Annotated in this window: 21 protein-coding genes and 1 pseudogene; 16 read left to right on the top strand and 6 right to left on the bottom strand. The window is 33.8% G+C overall.

Annotated elements, in window-relative coordinates:
- Window positions 1-269: 269 nt before the first annotated feature.
- From LNP27_RS03415 to proC, 8 genes are all read left to right on the top strand, one after another.
- Entirely contained in the window at window positions 270-1022 is a 753-nt protein-coding gene (locus LNP27_RS03415; protein WP_229943110.1) for an ATP-binding protein, read from the top strand.
- 35 nt (window positions 1023-1057) lie between these two features.
- Window positions 1058-1474: a sensor histidine kinase gene (locus tag LNP27_RS03410; RefSeq protein ID WP_229943109.1), complete on the top strand. Its 417-nt coding sequence runs from the start codon at window positions 1058-1060 to the stop codon at window positions 1472-1474.
- A gap of 164 nt (window positions 1475-1638) precedes the next feature.
- Complete coding sequence (serS, locus tag LNP27_RS03405; RefSeq protein WP_229943108.1) at window positions 1639-2910, top strand: serine--tRNA ligase; 1272 nt, start codon at window positions 1639-1641, stop codon at window positions 2908-2910.
- Between the two features lie 93 nt (window positions 2911-3003).
- On the top strand, window positions 3004-4782 hold the full coding sequence (locus tag LNP27_RS03400) for a tetratricopeptide repeat protein (RefSeq protein WP_229943107.1): 1779 nt from the start codon (window positions 3004-3006) through the stop codon (window positions 4780-4782).
- Window positions 4783-4862: 80 nt separating this feature from the next.
- The gene (locus tag LNP27_RS03395) at window positions 4863-5174 is read left to right on the top strand and encodes a DUF4286 family protein (RefSeq protein ID WP_229943106.1); all 312 of its coding nucleotides are present in this window, start codon (window positions 4863-4865) and stop codon (window positions 5172-5174) included.
- Window positions 5175-5395: 221 nt separating this feature from the next.
- The gene (gene rsmA / locus LNP27_RS03390) at window positions 5396-6175 is read left to right on the top strand and encodes a 16S rRNA (adenine(1518)-N(6)/adenine(1519)-N(6))-dimethyltransferase RsmA (protein ID WP_229943105.1); all 780 of its coding nucleotides are present in this window, start codon (window positions 5396-5398) and stop codon (window positions 6173-6175) included.
- Entirely contained in the window at window positions 6165-7517 is a 1353-nt protein-coding gene (gene mgtE / locus LNP27_RS03385; protein ID WP_229943104.1) for a magnesium transporter, read from the top strand. The genes rsmA and mgtE overlap by 11 nt, the downstream gene beginning before the upstream one ends.
- A 112-nt stretch (window positions 7518-7629) precedes the next feature.
- Entirely contained in the window at window positions 7630-8406 is a 777-nt protein-coding gene (proC, locus tag LNP27_RS03380) for a pyrroline-5-carboxylate reductase (protein ID WP_229943103.1), read from the top strand.
- Window positions 8407-8483: 77 nt separating this feature from the next.
- On the opposite strand, the gene nhaA is transcribed toward proC, so the two are convergent.
- Window positions 8484-9635 (bottom strand): Na+/H+ antiporter NhaA, encoded by a 1152-nt coding sequence (gene nhaA / locus LNP27_RS03375; protein ID WP_229943102.1) that lies wholly within the window; start codon window positions 9633-9635, stop codon window positions 8484-8486.
- A gap of 145 nt (window positions 9636-9780) precedes the next feature.
- Here nhaA and LNP27_RS03370 point away from each other — a divergent pair.
- The 3 genes and pseudogenes from LNP27_RS03370 to LNP27_RS03360 all read left to right on the top strand — a co-directional run.
- Window positions 9781-10719: pseudogene (locus LNP27_RS03370) on the top strand (2-hydroxyacid dehydrogenase); the annotation flags it as partial.
- 434 nt (window positions 10720-11153) lie between these two features.
- Entirely contained in the window at window positions 11154-11537 is a 384-nt protein-coding gene (locus LNP27_RS03365) for a DUF4234 domain-containing protein (RefSeq protein WP_229943101.1), read from the top strand.
- Window positions 11512-11976, top strand: a complete 465-nt coding sequence (locus LNP27_RS03360) for a DUF2752 domain-containing protein (RefSeq protein ID WP_229943100.1) — start codon at window positions 11512-11514, stop codon at window positions 11974-11976. Before LNP27_RS03365 ends, LNP27_RS03360 begins: the two co-directional genes overlap by 26 nt.
- Window positions 11977-12039: 63 nt before the next feature.
- On the opposite strand, the gene LNP27_RS03355 is transcribed toward LNP27_RS03360, so the two are convergent.
- On the bottom strand, window positions 12040-13842 hold the full coding sequence (locus LNP27_RS03355; RefSeq protein ID WP_229943099.1) for a GNAT family N-acyltransferase: 1803 nt from the start codon (window positions 13840-13842) through the stop codon (window positions 12040-12042).
- Between the two features lie 113 nt (window positions 13843-13955).
- Here LNP27_RS03355 and LNP27_RS03350 point away from each other — a divergent pair, with 113 nt between their 5' ends.
- The 3 genes from LNP27_RS03350 to LNP27_RS03340 all read left to right on the top strand — a co-directional run bounded on the left by LNP27_RS03350 (window position 13956) and on the right by LNP27_RS03340 (window position 16998).
- Complete coding sequence (locus tag LNP27_RS03350) at window positions 13956-14717, top strand: exodeoxyribonuclease III (RefSeq protein ID WP_229943098.1); 762 nt, start codon at window positions 13956-13958, stop codon at window positions 14715-14717.
- Window positions 14718-14862: 145 nt separating this feature from the next.
- Entirely contained in the window at window positions 14863-15804 is a 942-nt protein-coding gene (locus LNP27_RS03345) for an OmpA/MotB family protein (RefSeq protein WP_229943097.1), read from the top strand.
- 156 nt (window positions 15805-15960) lie between these two features.
- Window positions 15961-16998: an aldo/keto reductase gene (locus LNP27_RS03340; protein ID WP_229943096.1), complete on the top strand. Its 1038-nt coding sequence runs from the start codon at window positions 15961-15963 to the stop codon at window positions 16996-16998.
- Window positions 16999-17087: 89 nt separating this feature from the next.
- Here the strand turns inward: LNP27_RS03340 and LNP27_RS03335 are convergent, their stop codons facing one another.
- The 4 genes from LNP27_RS03335 to panC form a co-directional block, all read right to left on the bottom strand.
- Window positions 17088-17501, bottom strand: a complete 414-nt coding sequence (locus tag LNP27_RS03335; protein ID WP_229943095.1) for a hypothetical protein — start codon at window positions 17499-17501, stop codon at window positions 17088-17090.
- Window positions 17502-17807: 306 nt separating this feature from the next.
- The gene (radA, locus tag LNP27_RS03330; RefSeq protein WP_229943094.1) at window positions 17808-19169 is read right to left on the bottom strand and encodes a DNA repair protein RadA; all 1362 of its coding nucleotides are present in this window, start codon (window positions 19167-19169) and stop codon (window positions 17808-17810) included.
- 86 nt (window positions 19170-19255) lie between these two features.
- Entirely contained in the window at window positions 19256-19606 is a 351-nt protein-coding gene (gene panD / locus LNP27_RS03325; RefSeq protein ID WP_121363942.1) for an aspartate 1-decarboxylase, read from the bottom strand.
- A 14-nt stretch (window positions 19607-19620) separates the two neighbouring features.
- A complete protein-coding gene (gene panC / locus LNP27_RS03320; protein WP_229943093.1) occupies window positions 19621-20469 on the bottom strand; it encodes a pantoate--beta-alanine ligase in 849 nt (282 codons plus the stop codon).
- Between the two features lie 108 nt (window positions 20470-20577).
- Between panC and LNP27_RS03315 the strand changes: the two genes are divergently transcribed.
- Window positions 20578-21384, top strand: coding sequence for a glycogen/starch synthase (locus tag LNP27_RS03315; protein ID WP_229943092.1), 807 nt, complete (start codon window positions 20578-20580; stop codon window positions 21382-21384).
- 20 nt (window positions 21385-21404) lie between these two features.
- Window positions 21405-23072, top strand: a complete 1668-nt coding sequence (gene bamH, locus LNP27_RS03310) for a BamH family beta-barrel-assembly machinery protein (RefSeq protein WP_229943091.1) — start codon at window positions 21405-21407, stop codon at window positions 23070-23072.
- Window positions 23073-23078: the final 6 nt, after the last annotated feature.

Below are 23078 nucleotides of genomic sequence, written 5' to 3'. Positions count from 1 at the left end.
TTTTTTTAGTATGCTATTAAAATAAGTATATTTTTGTAAAACACGTCTAGATGACATAAACCAAAGAAAAGAATATTACTACTTATGGAGCTCATCAATCAATTTTCAGAATTACTTTTATTAGATATTCGAAATATATTGGGTTTATTGTTTTGGGGAAATTTAATATTGGCTTCTCTCTTTTTTACCTTTCGTTTCGCCTTATTTAGTCAGGATAATAATACGCACTTGCTGTTATTTGGGCTTACTAAAATTTTTCAATCTTTTGCATGGTTGTTTTTTTTCTACGAGCAGAAACCTTTTCAGTCAGCCTTTTTAATATTCTTATTCCTAATACATTTGTGCTTGTAAGTTATTATCTAGAATCTATTGTAATGTTAATGCTAGTTAAGGATCGCTCTAAAAGAGATTATAAACTACAAACGCTTGTATTAGTTATTGGGTTGTTAGGTCTTTATGTAGCAGTTTGGCTAAATGTATTGGCTAGTGTTCGTATTTCATTAGTATCATTCATAATTTTTTTACTCTTAATCACGCCTGTTTTGCGCTTTTTGACAGAAACACGAAGCAGTTTATTTAAGAAATTACTTGGGGTTAATTATTGTGTATTAATTATTGCTGTGGTTGTTCGCATTGTGCATCCGTTTTTTAAGAGCTCAACCAGCCTTTATTCAGGTGATCCTGTGCAGAAAATTATCTTTTTAATCGTTTTTTTGATGATGATTATTAGCGGGGTAGGCTATTTACTTTTACTGCAAGAAGAGAAAGAAATTCAGGTTAAAAGTTTACTTGATGATAAAGATAAATTCTTTTCAATTATAGCACATGATCTACGAGGGCCTTTTACTGGGATTATAGGTGGAACGCAATTATTATTAGAAAATCAATTTAGTCAAAAAGAAACAAGAGAGCTTATTGAACTCATTCATGAATCATCTAAAAACACCTCTTCATTACTAGATAATCTTTTAACTTGGTCACAGTCTCAAACAGGAGGACTAGAGTTTCGCCCTGAAAAATAGAGATTAGTTTAGTCGTAGAAAAGACTAAAAAATTATTGGAGAGTGTTGCTAAGACTAAAAATATATCCATAGATATTCAAATCGAGGATAAACAATATGTGTATGCTGATATGAATATGCTTGAAACCATTTTTCGTAATTTGCTTGCTAATGCAATAAAGTTTACCAGAAATAATGGTAAAATAGTGCTTTCTGTGAGAAAAGAGCGAAGTTTAACAATTTTTTCTGTTCAAGACAGTGGTATTGGAATTGCGCCACGAAAAATAGAAAATTTATTTAAAATAGATGAAAAACACACCACCTTAGGAACAAATCAAGAAATAGGAACGGGTTTAGGATTGTTGTTGTGTAAAGATTTTATAGAAAAGCATGGAGGTGAGATTTGGGTTAAAAGCCAAATTGGAAAAGGAAGTGATTTTGAGTTTAGCATACCTGATCATTCTCTAGCTTAGTTACGTTCTATATTTATTGGACTAAAAACAGGCGGAATCTTTACTATTGGTTTTATCTCTCTTCTTAAAACAGTTATTTCATGATCACTTTGTCTTATAAGTCTCAAACAATTACTTAAATTTGCTTCCATTATTAGAAATATAATAGTTATAAAAATCCAACTATGTTACAAATTGCATTTATTAGAGAGAATCAGGAGAAAGTAATCAATGCTTTGGCAAAAAGAAATATGGATGCCAAAAGTGTTGTTGAAGAAGTGGTACAACTAGATGAAAAACGTCGCGCTACGCAAGTGGACTTAGACGCAATTCTATCTGAATCTAATAAATTATCCAAAGATATTGGTGAATTAATGAAAAACGGCGAGAAATCGAAAGCCGCTATTCTAAAAGAAAAAACCATTTTAAATAAAGAGAAAAGCAAGAAGTTAGCCGAAACTGCAGATGCGCTTGCTACTGAGCTTTTAGAAAAATTATACACCTTGCCTAATCTTCCTGCGGATATGGTTCCGGAAGGGAAAACACCTGAGGAAAACTTAAATGTTTTTCAGGAAGGCGATATTCCTGTTTTGCATGAAAATGCGCAACCGCACTGGGAATTAGTAAAAAAATACGATATCATCGATTTTGAATTAGGTGTTAAAATCACTGGAGCAGGATTTCCAGTGTATAAAGGAAAAGGAGCAAAATTACAACGCGCGTTGATCAATTATTTCTTGGACAAAAATACTGCTGCAGGTTACAATGAAGTTCAAGTTCCTCACATGGTCAACGAAGCATCTGCTTATGGAACAGGACAATTGCCAGACAAAGAAGGACAAATGTATCATGATAAAACCGATGACTTGTACTTAATCCCAACAGCTGAGGTTCCTGTGACTAATTTGTTTCGTGATGTAATTTTAAGTGAAAGCGAATTACCTATTTTAACTACGGCTTACACACCATGTTTCCGTCGTGAAGCAGGTTCGTATGGTGCGCATGTACGTGGATTAAACCGTTTACATCAATTTGACAAAGTAGAAATTGTACGTGTTGAACATCCCGATAAATCATACGAAGCTTTGGAAGGGATGGTTGAACATGTGAAAAATATTCTTCAAGAATTGAAATTGCCTTACAGAATATTACGTCTTTGCGGTGGTGATATGGGATTCACAGCTTCTTTAACCTATGATTTTGAAGTGTATTCTACAGCGCAAGAACGTTGGTTAGAGATTTCTTCTGTTTCTAATTTTGAGACTTTTCAAGCGAATCGTTTGAAGTTACGTTTCAAGGATAAAGACGGAAAAAACCAATTAGCACATACACTTAACGGAAGTTCATTAGCTTTACCAAGAGTTTTAGCTGGAATTTTAGAAAACTACCAAACTCCAGAAGGAATTGTAATTCCAGAAGTATTGCGTCCGTATTGCGGATTTGATATTATTGACTAATTAGTGTTCAGTCGTCAGTGATCGGTGTTCAGTTTGCCTCTTGAACAGTACATCGGTTCGCAAACTGAACACTGAATACTGAACACCTGCAATATGAATCACGTTTTTCTTTATATCTTTTTGTCATTCTCGCTATTTGCGTTCTCACAAAACGAACAATTAGCGCAGTATTATTATGAGAAAGGAGATTTTGAAAAAGCTAAAATAGGTTTTGAAGAATTGCTGCAAAAGGTACCTCAAAACACACAATATTTTCTACGTACAATTGACTGTTACCAACAATTACAACAATTTGATATAGCCGAAAAAGCGATTAAGGAAAGGTTTGATAAGTACAAACAATCTAATCTATTGGTCGAACTAGGCTATAATTTTCAACTGCGTAAAGACGATGCTAAAGCTAAAGTTTACTACGATCAAGCAGTAGATAGAATCAGGACAAATCCAAATGAAGTTTATGCAATTTCAAACTCCTTTGAGCGTAAAGTATTATTAGATTATGCGCTAAAATCCTATCAAACTGCAATTGAGCTGCAGCCAAGTTTAAAATTTAATTATCAAATGGGATTGCTATACGGACAGTTAGGCAATATAGAAATGATGATTACTAGTTTCCTAGACGAGGCATATCAAAGTCCTCAAAATACTGTTCTAATCCAAAATCAGTTCGTTCGTTTTATGGTTGATGATGGCGATGCTAATTTTAATGAACTATTACGAAAGGCATTGATATTGCGAACGCAAAAAAATCAAGATGTTTTCTGGAATTATTATTTAAGCTGGTTTTATGTACAGCAAAAAGAATTCGAAAAAGCATTCATTCAACAAAAAGCAATTTATAAACGCAATCCCGAATCGCTTAATAGCATCGTAAATTTAGCCCAATTAGCCATTGAGGAAGATAATCAAGAAGCAGCTAGAGATATCTTAGGATTTGTGTTGGAAAACAGTAAAGATTTAGAATTGCTTATTCAAGCGAATGTCTATTTGATGGAAATGAAAATCGAAAAAGCAACTCAAAATGACTTCGCCAATATCAGCCTAGAATTAGACAATTTGTTGCGCGAATTTGAGATAAGTCCTTTTACCTTATCTTTGCAGCTGATTCAAGCTCATTTTGTTGCCTTTAATTTAAAAAAGCCAGAAGAAGGGAAGGCAATTGTAAAAAAAGCTTTAGAATTGAGATTGAATGATTATGATGCAGCTAGAGCCAAAATGGAACTGGCAGATATATTTCTGTATGAAGAAAAATTCAATCAGGCATTACTCTATTATTCACAGATCGAGTTGGATTTAAAAAATGATGTTTTGGCACATGAAGCTACGTTAAAAGCGGCTAAAACAAGTTATTTCAAAACTGATTTTGCTTGGGCTTTAAAGCAGTTCAAAGAGTTAAAGTCCGCTAATACGCAGTTGATTGCTAATGACGCTTTAGAATATTTTTTGTTAATCAATGACAATACAGTCGCTGATTCGACACAAGGGGCATTAAAGCAATTTGCAAAAGGAGATTATCTGTTATATCAAAATAGAAATCAGGATGCAGTAGCGCAGTTTCAATCTATTTTAAAGGATTTTAAAGGACAGGAAATAGAAGGGGTCACCTTATTAAGATTAGGTGAGATTTACGAAAAATTGGGTGATTTTAATTTGGCTTTAAGCCAATACCAAGTGATTATAGACCATCATAGTGACGGAATTTACATAGATGAAGCCTTGTTTTTTTCGGCTGAAATTTACAGCAAGAAATTGCAGCAACCTGAAAAAGCAAAGCCCTTGTATGAAAAAATAATTTTTAATCATCAAGATAGCATTCATTTTGTTGACGCGAGAAAAAAGTTCAGACAATTAAGAGGCGACACAAATCTATAAAATGATTTTAGATTGAGAATTAACGATTTTAGGTTTATGAGAGAAGTCCTAGTTCAAATTTATATTCAAAAATGAAGAAAATGATAATATACAACGTTACAACAAACATACACGAAAGCGTTCACGATCAGTGGATGCTCTGGATGCGACACAAACATATACCAGAACTTTTGGCGACAGGAAAATTTTCTTCGGCACGAATGGTTAAGGTTTTAGTGGAAGAGGAAATGGGCGGAACAACTTACTCTGTTCAGTATGTAACAGATAGTAAGGAAACGCTAGAAAAATATTACCAAGAAGATGCTGCTGCTTTTCGCGAGGAAGGACAGCGATTATTTGGAGATAAAATGCTAGCTTTTAGGACAGAATTAGAATTGATTTCAGATCATTAAAAAGTGATCTGAAATGATGCTTTAGATTGTATATTTTTGATTATCAGTTTACAGTCACGATTCTTAAATGTAAAAACTTTATTTCTTCAGGCTTTCGCGGCAAAAAAAAGTATACTTAGCGCTTTGATGCTAAATGAATCTTAAAGATTAATTTTTAAAATCTTTTTTGATTAGAAAATAATAAAATTTAGCGAGATTGCTACGTGACTCGCAACGACAATATGGAAAAAGTAAAAGCTAAAAAACACCTCGGACAGCATTTCTTAAAAGATGAAAGCATCGCAAAAGATATCGCTGACACTTTAAACTTAGTTGGATATGAGGATGTATTAGAAATAGGTCCTGGAATGGGTGTTTTGACAAAATATTTATTGGATAAACCCATAAATACCTATGTGATTGAAATCGATACCGAATCAGTGACATATCTTGATGAAAATTACCCTAAATTAAAGGATAAAATTATTTCTAAAGATTTTTTGAAATACAATATCAACGAGATTTTTGAAGGAAAGCAATTCGCTATCATTGGGAATTTTCCTTATAACATTTCAACGCAAATTGTGTTTAGAGCTTTGGAATATCGCAGCCAAATTCCAGAATTTGCAGGGATGTTTCAAAAAGAAGTAGCGCAACGTATTTGTGAAAAAAAAGGTACTAAAGCTTACGGAATACTTTCTGTTTTAGTACAGGCTTTTTATGATGCTGAGTATTTGTTTACGGTAGATGAGAATGTTTTCATCCCGCCGCCAAAAGTAAAATCAGGAGTTTTACGCTTGCGCAGAAAAGAAGATTATAGTTTGCCTTGCGGCGAAAAGTTATTTTTTACAGTCGTTAAAACGGCTTTTCAACAACGCAGAAAAACGTTACGTAATAGTTTGAAAACTTTAAATTTATCTGATAAACTTAGAGAGGATACTGTTTTTGACCTTCGACCAGAACAACTTAATGTGGAGCAGTTTATCGAATTGACCCAAAAAATAGAAGCAGATGGAGTTTAAAATCAGTAAGGAATTAATTCAAGAATTAGAGCAACTTATTCAAAGTAAAAACGACAAGCAATTGGAGGTTTTATTGAATGATATGCACCATGCTGATATTGCAGAAATTCTAGACGAGCTTGATTTTAACGAAGCAACTTATATTTTTAAAGTTTTAGATAGTGATAAAACTGCCGAAATTCTTCTGGAACTTGAAGATGATTTGCGTGAGAATATCTTAAGTAGGCTTTCAGCTAAAGAAATTGCAGAAGAATTAGATGAGTTAGAAACTAATGATGCTGCTGATATTATTGGAGAACTTTCACAAGATTTGAAAGCGGAGGTAATATCAGAACTTCAGGATGTTGAGCATGCTAAGGATATCGTTGATTTGCTTCGTTATGACGAAGATACAGCTGGTGGAATTATGCATAAGGAGTTAGTAAAAGTTAACGAGAATTGGAATGTGCTTACTTGTGTAAAAGAAATGCGCATTCAAGCTGAAAATATCTCCAGAGTGCATTCTATTTATGTGGTAGATGACGAAGACAGATTAAAAGGACGTTTATCCCTTAAGGATTTATTGACTACTTCATCAAGAACGCCTATAAGTGAGGTTTATATCAGAAAGCTAAACTCTGTAAAAGTCCATACAGAAGACGTTGAGGTTGCTCGAATCATGCAAAAATACGATTTAGAAGCTATTCCTGTTGTGGATGAATTAGGGCGTTTAGTAGGTCGTATTACAATTGATGATATTGTAGATGTAATCAAGGAAGAAGCGGATAAGGATTACCAGTTAGCAGCAGGTATCTCGCAAGACGTAGAAGCGGATGATAGCATAATAGATCTGACAAAAGCTAGGCTTCCATGGTTAGTTTTAGCGCTGTTAGGAGGATTTGTAACGGTGAAAGTTTTAGGGTTATTTGAACCAGCAATGGAGGAACATGGAAAATTATTCTTTTTCACACCTCTGATCGCGGCGATGGCAGGAAATGTAGGTGTACAATCATCAGCAATTATTGTGCAGGGCTTAGCTAACAATTCACTAAGTGGTTCATTGTTTAATAGATTGGTAAAAGAGGTTTTGTTGAGTTTATTAAATGGAGTTATTCTTGCTATAATATTATTCTTAGGAAGTCATTTTTTATTGAATGTTGAATTTATCATCGGATTTATTGTGACCATAGCATTAGTTTCAGTAATTATTATTGCCTCGTTAATAGGGACCTTTATTCCGTTACTATTGGATAAGTTTGGCATTGACCCCGCATTAGCAACAGGACCTTTTATAACCACTAGTAATGATATTTGCGGAATCCTAATTTATTTTTCGATAGCCAAAATAATTTTAGGATTTTAAAACAAAGTATATTAACAGCAAAAAGAAACCAAAAAACTATACAACCAACACTTTTCGACAACGATTCTCTCTTTTTGAGAGTATTATGGGGAGGGAATAAACCACAACAAGCATGAAAGTACACATTATTGGCGGCGGAAACTTAGGAGTTTCTATTGCATTAGGGTTATCAAAATTCTCATCCGATAATCAAGTTACAATTACACGTAGAAATACATCGAGTATCCTATATCTTGAAAAATTAGGTGCTACTGTTTCTACTGATAATACGCATCTTATCCAGGAAGCCGATATTATTATTTTAACTATAAAACCTTACCAAGTTGATACTGTGCTGAATGAAATTCTGCCTGTAGTTTCTAATAAAATTATTGCTTCAGCAGTGAGCGGTTTGTCTATTGAAAGTTTACAAAACAAAATAGGCGACTCGAATGCTGCTATTAGAATCATGCCTAATATCGCAGCGCAATTTGGAGCTTCAGCAACTTGTATTGCTTTTCAGGAAAAAAATAAAGAGAAAGCGCAAGGTGTAGTTTCTCTATTTCAAACTTTAGGAACGGCTCCCATTATTGACGAAAAATTAATGGATGCTGCAACAGTTCTTGCTGCTAGCGGAACTGCTTTTGCATTGCGTTATATTCGAGCTTCTATGCAAGCAGGAATCGAAATAGGTTTTGATTGGCAAACTGCATTAGCTATTTCAGCACAAACCGTAAAAGGTGCTGCTGAAATGCTATTAGAAGAAAAAGTGCATCCAGAACAACTAATAGATCGTGTAACAACACCTCAAGGTTGTACCATTGCGGGATTGAACGAAATGGAAATGCATGGATTCAGCTCCTCATTGATTAGAGGAATTAAAACTTCTTTGAAGCAAATAAAAGGATAAAACTTTACTCATATAATTGAAAATGCCTCGTATAAATAAGATTTTCACGAGGCATTTTTATATATTATTGGGTAGTTTTAGTTCGCTTTTCCCTTTTTTAAATTGAATTGTAACCATAAGAAACCTACTGTCCCTGCAATACATGATGCGATAAGAATTGCAATTTTAGAGTAGGTAATTACTTCTTCTCCATCATTTTTAAACGCAAGTAAAGTGATGAAAATTGACATCGTAAATCCTATTCCACCCAGCATTCCAGCTCCAAGTATATTAGTCCATTTTAGATCCTTAGGCAACGAGCATATTCCCGCAGTAACGGCTAGAAATGAGAATAGCCAAATCCCCAATGGTTTTCCTACAACAAGACCTAATATAATTCCGATTGTGTTAGGGTGATTTAATCCTTCGTGCCAATCATTACCAATTGCTATTCCTGTGTTAGCTATGGCAAATAATGGAAGAATGAAAAAAGCGACTGGCTTGTGTAAAAAATGCTGCAATTTATAAGAAGATGTTTTCTTAGAACCGTCACCAAAAGGAATTACAAAAGCCAACAAAACTCCTGTGATGGTAGCATGAACACCAGAGTTTAGCATAAAGTACCACATTCCAGCACCACCTATCAGGTAAGGTATCAGATTGTGAACCTTTCTTCTGTTTAAGATAAATAAGAATCCCATGATACCAAAAGCGATTAACAAGTTTATGAAAGCAATATTATCCGTATAAAATACAGCAATTACCATAATTGCTCCAATATCATCAATAACTGCAAGAGCTGTTAGGAACACTTTTAGTGAAGTAGGGACGCGATTGCCCAAAAGGGATAGGATACCAATTGCAAAAGCAATATCAGTAGCCATAGGTATTCCAGCGCCGTTTTGCGTTATAGTCCCGTAATTTAAAAGTAGAAATAGACCTGCAGGAACAATCATTCCGCCTAAAGCACCAAAAATTGGTAAAGAAGCATTTTTAAAATTAGATAATTCTCCTTGGTAAATTTCGCGCTCTAATTCTAACCCAATTAGCAGAAAGAAAATCGCCATTAATCCGTCGTTAATCCAATGTGTTATGGAATGGCTGCCAATGTTCGTTTCCCAGAAAGCAATATAGCCCGTTTGAAAAGAAGAATTAGCCAATAAAAGAGAAATAATTGTTACAGAAAGTAATAGGAGTCCACCCGATTTTTCGCTTTCAAAAAAAGCTTTGAATGTTTTAGTTAATTTCATTTTTAATTTTTCATTTATTACGTTTATAAAATTTGTAATAAAAATTTAGGTCGCTAATTTATGAATTTAGACTCAATTTTCCTTACTTAAAATGATAAACCGTAATTTTTTTTGTTATTTTGAGGCATCAAAAAATATAAATTTTATGGACATTAAAATCCTTCATATCGATAGTAACCACCCCATACTTTGGGATCAGTTACAAAATGCTGGTTTTATAAATCACAGCGACTTTTCCTCTTCGAAAGAAGAAATTGAAGCTAAAATTAAAGATTATCAAGGAGTTGTAATTCGTAGTCGCTTTAAAATTGATAAAACTTTTTTAGAAAAAGCAACTAACTTACAATTTATAGCTAGAGTTGGTGCAGGACTCGAAAGTATAGATTGTGATTATGCGGTTGCAAAAAACATTACTCTTATTGCTGCACCTGAAGGGAACCGCAATGCGGTCGCTGAACATACGTTAGGTATGATTTTGTCACTTTTTAATAAATTAAGCCAAGCGCATAGTGAGATACAAGCAGGACATTGGAATAGAGAAAGTAATCGTGGCTACGAACTAGACGGAAGAACAGTTGGGATAATTGGCTATGGAAACATGGGAAAAGCGTTTGCTAAAAAACTTCGTGGTTTTGATATTAATGTGCTCTGCTATGACATTTTAGAAAATGTTGGGGATGCTAATGCAAAACAAGTCTCGTTGCAAGAATTACAAGAGAAAACAGATGTCTTGAGTTTGCATCTTCCATGGACCGAACAAACAAATAAAATGGTTGATTCCGACTTTATAAATGCATTTCAAAAGCCGTTTTGGATTATAAATACCTCGCGAGGAAAAAATATAGTCACAGATGACTTAGTTGCTGCAATACAGTCTGGTAAAATTCTAGGTGCTGGTTTAGATGTTTTAGAGTATGAAAAGTTGTCTTTTGAAACGCTATTTCATGATAAAAATACACCAGAAGCTTTTCAATTTTTATTGGAAGCAAAAAATGTGATCTTGACACCTCATATTGCGGGTTGGACTTTTGAAAGCCATGAACGATTGGCGCAAGTAATAGTTGATAAAATTAAGGCGAAATATTTTGGTCAAGCCAATGTCGTAAATGCAGAAAAACGAGTGACTGGAATTGGTGGTTTCTTTTTTAAATCAGAAAATCCCAAAGAATTAGTAGCTTGGTATGGAAAATATTTAGGATTAAAAACTGACGATTATGGTTCTACTTTTTGGTGGAAAGATGCAAATGGGAATGATTGCTCCACTCAGTGGTCGCCTTTCGCATCTGATACTGCTTATTTTGCTGCTAGCGAAAAGCAGTTTATGCAAAACTTCAGAGTAGATAATCTAGAATTATTATTACAAAAATTATCTGATGAAGGTGTAACAATTGTAGGAGATATGCAGACTTATGAATACGGGAAATTTGGTTGGATATTAGATATTGAGGATAATAAGATCGAATTATGGGAACCAATTGATAGTATATTTCAATAATTAATTAACTTAAACAAACTAAAATGACAGAAATTGTAAAAGAAACTTGGAACACACCACGAAAGCCTATTCCAGTATTTAAAGTAGATCCTATATTAGTATTAATTTTAGGGTTTTTAACTTGTGGATTGTACTTAATTTATTGGAATATTAAAGTAGCTGAAGTTTTAAATGCAGTCTCTGAGCGTGAAGTTATCTCACAGCCTATCGCCATATTTGCAGGTTGTTGCTATCCAGTTAATATTTATTTTTTCTATTTAGCAGGAAAAGATGGATTGCCTGAGGTGTATCACAAAGCAGGTATAGGTCAAAAAGATGACACGCTTTTATTGCTTGTTTTAGGGTTTTTCTTTCCAATGATTGCCGCAATGATAGTTCAGAATGACATCAATAAATTATACAATTAATACAAAGGAAAAACGTAAAATTTACGGAATCATTGGCGCATTGCTTACATTGATGATTCCGTTTTTTTTGATGTTTTTTAATAGCGATAATCATCTAGAAACAGATCAGTCTTTATGTCCGTTCAAAATGGTTTCAGGCTTTCCTTGTCCGGGTTGTGGGATTACAAAATCGCTAGTTTATTTTTATCATGGTGATCTTTACAAATCTTTAAGCTACCATTTATTAGGGCCTTTTGTAATTGCTTTCAGCTTCGCAACAATTATTGTATTGTCATTTGAGTTGATTACTAAGCGAGAATATTTTAATGGAATTATGTACAATAAAAAATTAGCTTATGGCTTGGGTTTTTTTCTCGTAGTTTATCACATAGTTAGATTGGTTTTCTTTATCAAAAACAATTCAATAGATTCTATTTTGAAAGAATCAATCTGGAGGTAATGTTCATAAAAAACCCCGTTAGCTTAAATAAGTTAACGGGGCTTTCTATTTCTTAGATCAATGTTATTCTTCTTTTTCGTGAAGTTTTCGTTCTAGTTCTTTCTGAAACTCTTCCATAACAGGTTTCATAGTGCTTTCTGGTATATCAGCAATTCTAATATACATTAATCCGTCAACTGCATTATTAAACAATGGATCGACATTGAAAGCAACAACTTTTGCGTTTTGCTTTATATATTTCTTGATCAAAACTGGCAAACGCAAACTTCCCGGTTCTAGTTCATCGATAATTTTGTCAAATTTATTCAAATCGGCTTCTGTCTCATTAAAAATGAAATCTTTATCAGCGTCTTTTAGTTTAACTTTATACTCTTTTTTGGGATGTATGTATTGCGCAATATACGGATCGTAATAATTCGATTTCATGAATTCAATCATCAGCGATTTTGAGAAATCAGAAAATTGATTACTAATACTTACACCACCCAATAGAAATTTATGCTCTGGATAACGTAATGTAGTGTGCATAATTCCTTTCCAAAGCAAGAAAAGAGGCATTGGTTTTTGTTGGTATTCTTTAATGATAAAAGCACGACCCATTTCTATCGATTTGTGCATCATATCATATAATTCAGGCTCAAAACGGAAAAGATCGTTGAGGTAAAAACCGTTTATACCATATTTTGGGTAAATTTTAGACCCAAGTCCCATTCTATAAGCTCCAGCAATTTTATTAGTATCACTATCCCATAAAAATAAATGGTGATAATATTGATCGTGTTTGTCTAAATCAATGGATTCATTTGTTCCTTCGCCTACTTCACGGAAAGTGATTTCTCTCAAACGTCCAATTTCATGAAGGATGTTTGGAATTTGATGCGCTTCAGTGAAGAAAACTTCGTAATTTTTACTTTGTAAAAGGCGGCAATTGCTATTTCTAGCAGCATCAACTTCAGCAAGCATCTTTTCACTATTGGCAGCAGTGACAATTTTTTTAGGACTCTTAGGAATTTTTAAACTTGGTGTTGGCAAAAAATGACTTTCTTTTTCGAAAGGATTAGCCAACATGTAGGTTTTTTTTCTTAAAAATTCAGAGTATTCCTCTAGGGTTTTATATTCGTTTTGTTCATTTACCGGAATAGGTTTTCCAACGCGCACTTTTATCACGCGATTCTTCTGGCTAAAAACTTCTGATGGAAGTTTAGCGGTTCTAAAAGTTCCGCTTATTTTAGAAAGTAAGTAAAATAATCGACTGTTTTTAGCATGGAAATAAATAGGAATAACAGGAACTTGCGCTTTTCTAATTACTTTTATAGCGCCTTCTTCCCAAGGCTTATCCACCATTAATTTGCCGTCTTTATAGGTAGAAACTTCTCCCGCAGGAAAAATACCTAATGGCTTCCCGTCACTTAAATGGCGAAAAGTTTCCTTAATACCTACAACGCTTGATTTGCTGTCCTTATGATTTTCAAAAGGGTTAACAGGCATTATGTATTTTTTTAAAGGATGTATTCGGTGTAAAAGGAAGTTCGCAATGATTTTGAAATTAGGTTCTCTTTCAAGCATTAATTTCAATAGCAAAACGCCATCAATTCCTCCTAGTGGGTGATTTGAAATAGTGATATAAGCGCCATCTTTTGGTAAGCGTTTTAAGTCTTCTTCTGGAATTTCGAATTTTATTTGTAGATCGTCTAATATCCCATTCAAAAAAGCAACATCCTTCAAATGCCTGTTTCTGTTATAAACTTTGTTTAAAGTCGAAATTTTTAGCAACTTCATTAGCATCCATCCGGAAAAAGTTCCAAGAACCCCGTATTTATCTACATTAATTGCTTTTGCAACTTCTTTGGCGGTAACTAAACCCATTTATATATTGTTTTTAGAGCAAAAAACAAAGATAGCAAAAAACTCCATTTTCTCTATTTTTCTCCACTAAACTTCTTCTTTTTTATTACTTTTGAAACTCTAAAAAAATGTAAATGAGAATTATTTCATATAACGTCAACGGAATCAGAGCAGCCATTTCGAAGGGCTTTATCGATTGGTTGCAACATGCCAATCCAGATATTATTTGTCTTCAGGAAATTAAAGCTACCGAAGACCAAATACCAGTAGATGATATCACTAAGGCGGGATATCCTTATCAGTATTATTACTCAGCTACTAAAAAAGGGTATAGTGGTGTAGCGATTCTATCTAAAATTAAACCTAATAAGGTGGTTCAGGGAACTGGAATTCACCACATGGATTTTGAAGGTAGAAATCTTCGAGCTGATTTTGATGATTTTTCTGTAATGAGTTTGTATTTACCATCGGGTACAAATATTGAGCGATTAGATCATAAATTCATGTTTATGGATGATTTTCAAAACTACATTAACGACCTGAAAAAAGAGACTCCAAACTTGATTATTTGTGGTGATTACAACATTTGCCACGAGGCTATTGATATTCACGATCCTGTAAGAAATAAAAATGTTTCAGGCTTTTTGCCACAGGAACGATCCTGGCTAGATGGTTTCATGAAATCCGGATTTGTGGATAGTTTTCGTCATTTTAATAGTGAACCTCACCAGTATTCATGGTGGAGTTATCGCGCTGGAGCAAGAGGAAATAACAAGGGTTGGCGTATCGACTACAATTTAGTTAGCGAATCCTTAAAACATAAACTCAAAAGAGCCGTTATCCTGTCTGATGCTGTCCATTCAGACCATTGTCCTATATTAGTCGAAATAGAGTAAGTTTTTTTGGAGCTATTTCCTGCTATCCGCTACAATCTTTTATTTTTTTTAAAATAAAAGGATTTTCGCTACTATCAGGGCTAGGGGAATAAAATGATATTTACGATTATTTTTTAACAACATGAACGATTTAAACAACAAGATAATGATTAAAAAAATTTCTATAGGAATGTTAGCGTTAGCGCTCTCTACCTCATGTGTTTCTAAGAAAATTTACAATGACTTAGAAAATAAATTTGCAGATTTAAAAAAAGAAAATAGATCAATATCTGATGAAAATGCAGAGTTGCTAAAGGCTAAAAACCAACTCGAATTATATCGCGATGGTTTGACAGCAGATTTAAGTAAGCTTAAAGTGGAAATGAATAAGGTAAAAGCGGATTATGCTGTAGCGCAGGAAAAATTCAAAGTATTACAAGATTCTTACGCTGCTTTAGAAAAAAATAGCAGTGATGCATTGCAAACCAACATGAAGAAAAATCGTGATTTGCTAGCGCAATTAGATGAAAAAGCACAAGCATTAGCGCTAGAACAAGAGCGATTAAGTAAAAACTCACAACGCTTACAAGAGCTAGAGAATTTAATTGCGGCTAAAGAAGCAAGCATGAAAAATCTTAAAGAAACGCTTTCTAGAGCCTTAAATAGTTTTGAAGGGAAAGGATTAACAGTAGAGCAAAAAAATGGAAAAGTATATGTTTCTATGGAGAATAAACTACTTTTTAATTCAGGAAGTTATGCCGTAGGTGCTGAAGGTAAAAAAGCAGTAATCGAAGTCGGGAAAGTGCTAGGAGATAATCCAGAAATTTCTGTTTTGATTGAAGGGCATACTGACAATGATGCTTTTACAGCAGCAGGTCCTATCGCAGATAACTGGGACTTATCTACTAAAAGAGCTACAGCAATTGTGGCTATTTTGAGCGAAAATAAATATATAAACAAGCAAAATCTCACTGCAGCTGGTCGAAGTGAGTATTCTCCATTAGTGAGCAATGCTACTGCTGATGGGAAAGCTAAAAACCGAAGAATTGAAATTATCCTTACACCGAGGCTGGACGAGATTTCAAAAATGTTAAACGATATTAATTAATTGTTGTAAACGTAACAAATAAAGAAGGTTCAAAGTATATGCTTTGAACCTTTTTTAATTCTATATAACCCTAAACGTTTCTTAAAAATACTGTAATTAGAAACCGAAAAGTATTATAAAAGATACTTTTGTAACTTAAATTTAGAATCATCGAAAATGAAATATAACTTTTTACCTAATACTGATGTTAAAGTCAGTAAAATATGCCTTGGTACCATGACTTTTGGACAGCAAAATTCAGAAGCTGAGGGTCATGCCCAAATGGATTATGCATTTGAAAAAGGAGTCAATTTTTTTGATACTGCCGAGATGTATTCTATTCCCTCACGTGAGGAAACCTATGGAAGTACGGAGAGAATCATTGGAACTTGGTTCAAAAAAACAGGAAAAAGAGAAGAGATAGTTTTAGCATCTAAAATTGCGGGACCTAATCCTAATTTTGGTTACATGCGTGATCAGCTTGATTTCTCTCCTGCAAGTATAAAATATGCTTTAGATAACTCCTTACAGCGTTTGCAAACGGATTACTTAGATGTTTATCAATTGCACTGGCCAGAACGCAAAAACAATTGCTTTGGGCAACGTGGTTTTAAAGTACAAGAAGATGGATGGGAAGACAATATTCATCAAGTTTTAGAAACTTTAGATGGCTTTGTAAAAGAGGGAAAGATCAAGCATGTGGGACTTTCTAATGAAACACCATGGGGAATTATGCGTTTTCTAGAAGAAAGTAAATACCATAATTTACCAAGAATAAAAACGGTTCAAAATCCGTATTCATTGTTGAATAGACTTTTTGAAGTCGGTTCTTCAGAGGTTTGTATGAGAGAAAATGTAGGTTTGTTGGCTTATTCTCCGTTAGCTTTTGGAGTGTTATCAGGGAAGTTTTTAACTGGTGAAAGTCACCCTAATGCTAGATTGTCTTTATTTCCTCAGTATTCCAGATACAGTAGTGAGCAATGTACTCAAGCCACAATTTTGTATAATGAAATTGCAAAGAAAAATGGCTTGACGTTAACTGAATTGTCGTTGGTATTTTTAGAGCAACAAGCCTTTGTAACAAGTACAATTATTGGAGCGACAACTTTAGAACAACTAAAAGAAAATATAGCTACTATTAATGTGTCACTTTCGGAGGAAATAATTGCAGAAATCAATAAAGTTCAGGCTATTATTCCTGATCCGGCTCCTTAAATGATAAAGAATATTCTTTTTTAATGATAAAAAACACAAAAGCCGCAACGTTTTAATTGCTGCTTCAAGTATTTGATTGAATTTTTTTTTTATTGATTGTAAAATTTTTTGACTTTTGCCACAATCTGATTCGAAGTCATATTATTATCAGCTGTTTCAACGGATTTTAGTTTACCTGCCATAGTTGATTTTTCTTCTTGGATTTTCTTTTCTAGTTTCGTTTTTGTTTCCGCTGGACCAAAAATATAAAGTTCATCCACTTCGTTTACGTTTGAAATGACATTTTTTATGTAAGCATTTATTTGATGTTTTTTTCTTTCGTCAAATGTTTTTTGTGAATCGATATGCTGGCCTCCGAAAAAACTTCCTTTATCGCCTTCTTTGTCATGATAGACTCGATTCTCTAAATCCGATTGAATTTCTTTGATGCTTTCATTTTTCCCATCTAATGTTACAATGATTGCTTTTGTGGAGTCAATCCAAATACCAGCTTGCTTTTTCATCTTTTATGATTTAAGTATATTAGACAATTTTACGTTTCTAAATAAGATATTGAATGATTAATCTAATTTGGTAAAACAGCTTTTAGATTAAATGGAGCGCGCTTTATTTTTTAGATAGTTGCCTCAATTGAAGGTTTTAAAAGAAAGCACGTATTAGGCTTCTAAAAGTACAAAATATAAATAAGTATAGCGTTAAAGTGACGTGTAAATAACTTATTTACAGAATTTAATAGCAAAATTTCACAGCGGTCTGAGACTGGCTTTCACATCCTTAAAAACAGAGACTTCGCGAAAAAGCATTAATTTCTACCCAAATAATTCTGCTACAACATCCTCGATTTTAGCAACTAATCGAATACTTATACCTGTGTTTTTTAGAGCAATTTTATTGTATTTAGATACAAAAATGGTAGAGAACCCTAGTTTTTCTGCCTCTTGAATGCGTTGGTCAACGCGGTTCACTGGTCGTATTTCACCCGAAAGTCCTACTTCGCCAGCAAAACAAAAATCTTTATTAATAGCAATATCTTCATTAGAGGATAAAATAGCAGCAACCACAGCTAAATCGATAGCGGGATCATCTACTGAAATTCCTCCAGTAATATTCAAGAATACATCTTTGGCGCCAAGCCTAAATCCAGCTCTTTTTTCTAAAACTGCCAATATCATGTTGAGTCGCTTTGCATTGTAACCTGTGGTGCTCCGTTGTGGTGTTCCGTAAACTGCTGTACTTACTAAAGCTTGAATTTCAATCATCAACGGACGCATGCCTTCTAAAGTAGAGGCAATTGCTGTACCTGATAATTCTTCGTTTTTATGCGAAATTAATATTTCAGATGGATTAGAAACTTCGCGTAATCCACTTCCCAGCATTTCGTAAATTCCTATTTCGGCTGTTGATCCAAAGCGGTTTTTTAAGGAACGAAGTATTCTATAAACATGATTTCTGTCGCCTTCAAACTGCAGCACGGTATCTACCATGTGTTCTAATATTTTTGGACCTGCAATGTTTCCGTCTTTGGTAATATGGCCTATGAGTATGACTGGAATATTTGTCTCTTTAGCAAATTTGATCAATTCGGCAGTTGTTTCTCTAATTTGAGAAATGCTTCCCGCTGTTGATTCAATATAATCAGTGTGAAGTGTCTGAATAGAATCGATGATTACGATTTCAGGTTCAATTGCTTCAATTTGTTTAAAGATATTCTGAGTTTTTGTTTCGGTTAGAATATAGCAATTGTCGCTGCTAGGGGTGATTCTCTCCGCTCGCATTTTTATTTGTTTTTGGCTTTCTTCGCCAGAAACATAGAGCGTTTTATAAGGTAGTTTTAATGAAATTTGGAGTAAAAGTGTACTTTTTCCAATACCAGGTTCGCCACCTAAAAGAATTAAAGATCCAGGAACAATACCGCCACCTAAAACACGATTAAGTTCCCCATCAGTAGTATCCATTCGGATTTCTTGAGCCGAATCTATTTCGTCAATTCGTAAAGGTTTTGGAGCTTTGCTAGTTGAATTTGGCTCGCTTTTCCAAGCTGTTTTTTCTTGTTTTTGAATTATTTCCTCCGCGATGGTATTCCATTCTTTACAAGAATTGCATTGACCTTGCCATTTGGCATATTGTGCGCCGCAGTTTTGGCAAAAAAAAGTTGTTTTTACTTTTGACATTTTTTTGGGAGGAATAAATATTTAATCCTTCCAAACTTTAAGGTCTGCAAGGGTTGAAGAAAAAGTTATTTTAAAAAAAAATAAAATTACGTCAAAGAATTGTCATTTTCATTTGGGAAAATAACCCATGGTTTGAAGGTTTTAGCTTCTTCAAATTCCAATGTTGCGTACGAAATGATAATAATAATATCGTCTTTTTGAACTTTTCTAGCGGCAGGACCATTTAGAGTAATTGTACCAGAGTTTCTTTCTCCTTTTATCGCATAGGTTTCAAAACGTTCCCCGTTATTGATGTTTACGATAGATACTTTTTCACCTTCAATAATATTAGAAGCGTCTAGTAAAGATTCGTCAATAGTAATACTCCCGATATAATTCAAATCGGCTCCGGTTACTTTAACGCGGTGAATTTTTGATTTTAAAACTTGAATTTGCATGCTACAAAAGTAAATTAATTTAATGAAATAGTATCAATCAGACGAATATTGTTGACTAAAACAGCAATAAATGCTCGGTATTTTTTATTTTTATTTTTTCTTACACAAGGCAAAAGCTGTGCTTCATCAGCAATTACAAAATACTCCAAAGAAAAGTTCGAATTTTTTTTGAATGAATTTTGTACCCATTCGCCTACTGAATTTGCACTATCATTTTTGAATTTTTCTTTGGCAATGTTTAGCGTTTTATAAATAATTGCAGCTTCATCTCTTTCTTGTGTTGATAAACGTTCGTTTCTAGAACTCATAGCCAGATGATTCGATTCTCTAAAAATAGGGCATCCAATTACAGTGACTTTTAAGCCGCTTTTAGCTACCATTTTCTTTACAATTTGCAGTTGTTGAAAATCTTTTTCTCCAAAGTAAGCATTTGTAGGTTCCACGATTTCGAAAAGACGTTTTACAATTGTACCCACTCCATCGAAATGGCCAGGTCGGAATTTGCCTTCCATTTGATTTTCCAGTCCGTCAAAGTCAAAGCTTTGAGATTGTACATTTCCCTCGTAAATATCTTCTACTGATGGAGCGTATAAAATAATGTTGGGATCTAAAGCATTGAGCTTTTTGATGTCTGCCTCCAGCGTCCTTGGGTATTTTGCAAGGTCATCAGGATTGTTAAATTGTGTGGGATTTACAAAAATACTCACAACAGTATTTTTATTTTCCATCAATGATTTTTGCATTAAAGCTAAATGACCCTCATGTAAAGCACCCATAGTTGGAACAAATCCAATGGTGGAATGAGGCGTTTTTATTGATTTCAAATAGTCCATTAAAGTTGATTTTCCGTAGAAAATTGGCATGGCAGTATTATTAAAATTAAATGCAAACTTACTATTTTTGTTAATAACTGCATAAATTTTTGTAATTTTGCATGGTTTTTATTGCCAATAAATTAAGTAAATTACAATATGAAAGATAAGAGGATATTATATGTATCATCTGAGGTAGTTCCTTATCTCGCTGAAAACGAGGTCTCTTTAATGTCTTATGACGTTCCTAAAATGATAAATGACCAAGGCGGACAGATACGAATCTTTATGCCGAGGTACGGAAATATTAACGAGAGAAGACACCAATTGCACGAAGTAATTAGACTTTCGGGAATGAATTTGGTTGTAAATGACTTAGATATGCCACTGATAATTAAAGTTGCTTCTATTCCTAAAGAGAGAATTCAGGTTTATTTTATTGATAATGATGAGTATTTCAAAAGGAAAGCTACGTTTACTGATGAAGAAGGCGTGATGTTTCCAGACAACGACGAACGTGCTATTTTCTTTGCAAAAGGGGTTGTAGAAACGGTAAAAAAATTAAACTGGGTTCCTGATATTATTCATGTTCATGGATGGATGGCGGCGATGTTGCCTGTTTACATGAAGCATTTTTACAAAAACGAAGCTTTATTTTCTGAAACTAAGATAGTTACTTCTGTTTATGCACAGTCTTTTGATGGCACTTTGAATAAAGGAATGATCAATAAGGTTAAATTTGATGGAGTTCCTGCTGATGCCATTGCTGATTTAGAGATTCCAAACTACGAAAGTATCATTAAAGCCACTATAAATCATTCTGATGCAGTGATTGTAGCTTCAGATAACCTCTCTTCAAGTTTAACAAAATTTATAGAATCTTCAGGAAAACCTTTTTTACCTTTCGCCTCGAAAGACGCATTCGCGGAAGCGTACACTAATTTCTATAAAAACGAAGTTCTTTAAATTAAACTTTTTTCATAAATATGTACAATAATTCTTTTTTTAAGAAAATCCTGATAGTAGTAACTGTTATTTTTTTATACTCATGTGATAAAGATTACAATGAAATAGGCGGTGATTTAATAGGTGGAAATAACTTTGACCTTAACAAAGTATCTTTTAATGTTTCAGGTTACAATCAAAAAACCGGTCCAATACAATCTAATAATCTTGAGGTTAATCCGTTGGGAATTTACAACAATCCTAATTTTGGTGAAACAACGGCTAATTTTAATACACAAGTAATTTTACCCACTTTTGTAAGTGCTGTAGGAGAGAGACCTTTTATAGAAAGCGTTGTTTTGACAATTCCTTATTACGTTGATGATTTAAAAACTAAAACAAATACTGACGGTAGCCATGTGTACGTATTGGATTCTATTTATGGTCCAGAATCAGCTAAAATGAAGTTGAGTGTGTATGAATCGGGCTATTTTATGCGAGATGCTGATCCTTCGACTCAATTCCAGAGTCAGCAAAAATATTTTACAGATCAAAATGCAGATTTCGATAATTTGAAACTTCCAACTCGTTTGAACGATAGTCCTAGCGCGTCTCAAAATGACGAGTTTTACTTTGATGCTGCTGAGCATGTTGTTGTAACTACTGACTCGATCACGGCTGCTAAAACTACAAAGTACGAAGTGCCAGGAATGAAGTTAAATCTTAACAAAGAATACTTCAAAACTAGAATTCTTGACGCCGTTAATGCTGGGAAATTAGCTTCGAATGATGTTTTCAGAAATTATTTTAGAGGTTTATACTTTAAAATGGAAAAATCGGGAAGCAGTCCAGGAAATTTGGCTATGCTTAATTTTAAAGCAGGTAAAATTACTATTACTTATAAAGAAGATGTTGCCGCTGCAGTTGCTGGTGGAACACCAACACGTGAAAAGAGAACAATAGTTCTTGAACTAGGAGGTAATTCTGTTAGTTTGTTGAAAAATGATTTTAGTGCAAGTGGTATGGTGTATAATGCTTTGCCTTTTACTGGAAACACAGCTCAAGGTGATGATAAATTATTTCTAAAAGGTGGTGAAGGTTCAGTAGCAGTATTAGATCTTTTTGATAAAGCAGATGTTAAAGGTTACGATGTAAATGGAAATCTTACAGTGGGTCCTAATGGCGTTTCAGATGAGTTAGATGACTTAAGAAATCCTGCTGATAAAAAGAAACTTTTAGTCAATGAAGCTAATCTTGTTTTTCATATAGACGCTAGCGCTATGGCAAATAGTTATGAGCCACAACGCGTTTATTTATTTGATTATACGAATAACCGACCAGTTGTTGATTTTGTAATAGATCCAACGGTAAATAGTGCATTTCCTAAAAAGTCTAAAGTTTTATTTGATGGTCTTTTAAAACAAGATGCTACTACAAAAAAAGGTGCTACTTATAAAATTAGAATTACGAATCAGATACGAAATCTTATAAACAACAAAGATTCGACTAACGTTAAATTAGGTTTAGTAGTTACTGAAGACATAGCTATAAACGCATCTAGTAAGGTTAGAACGCCAAACGCATTTATTACTGCAGCACCGAGAGCATCAGTTATGAATCCGTTGGGCACTATTTTATACGGAGGAAATTCAACCGTGCCTTTTGAGAAAAGATTAAAGCTTGAGATTTATTTTACTAAACCAAATTAAAAACTA

Source organism: Flavobacterium galactosidilyticum, from assembly GCF_020911945.1.
Taxonomy (GTDB): Bacteria; Bacteroidota; Bacteroidia; order Flavobacteriales; family Flavobacteriaceae; genus Flavobacterium; species Flavobacterium galactosidilyticum.
This window is presented reverse-complemented; position numbering and strand designations above follow the sequence as displayed.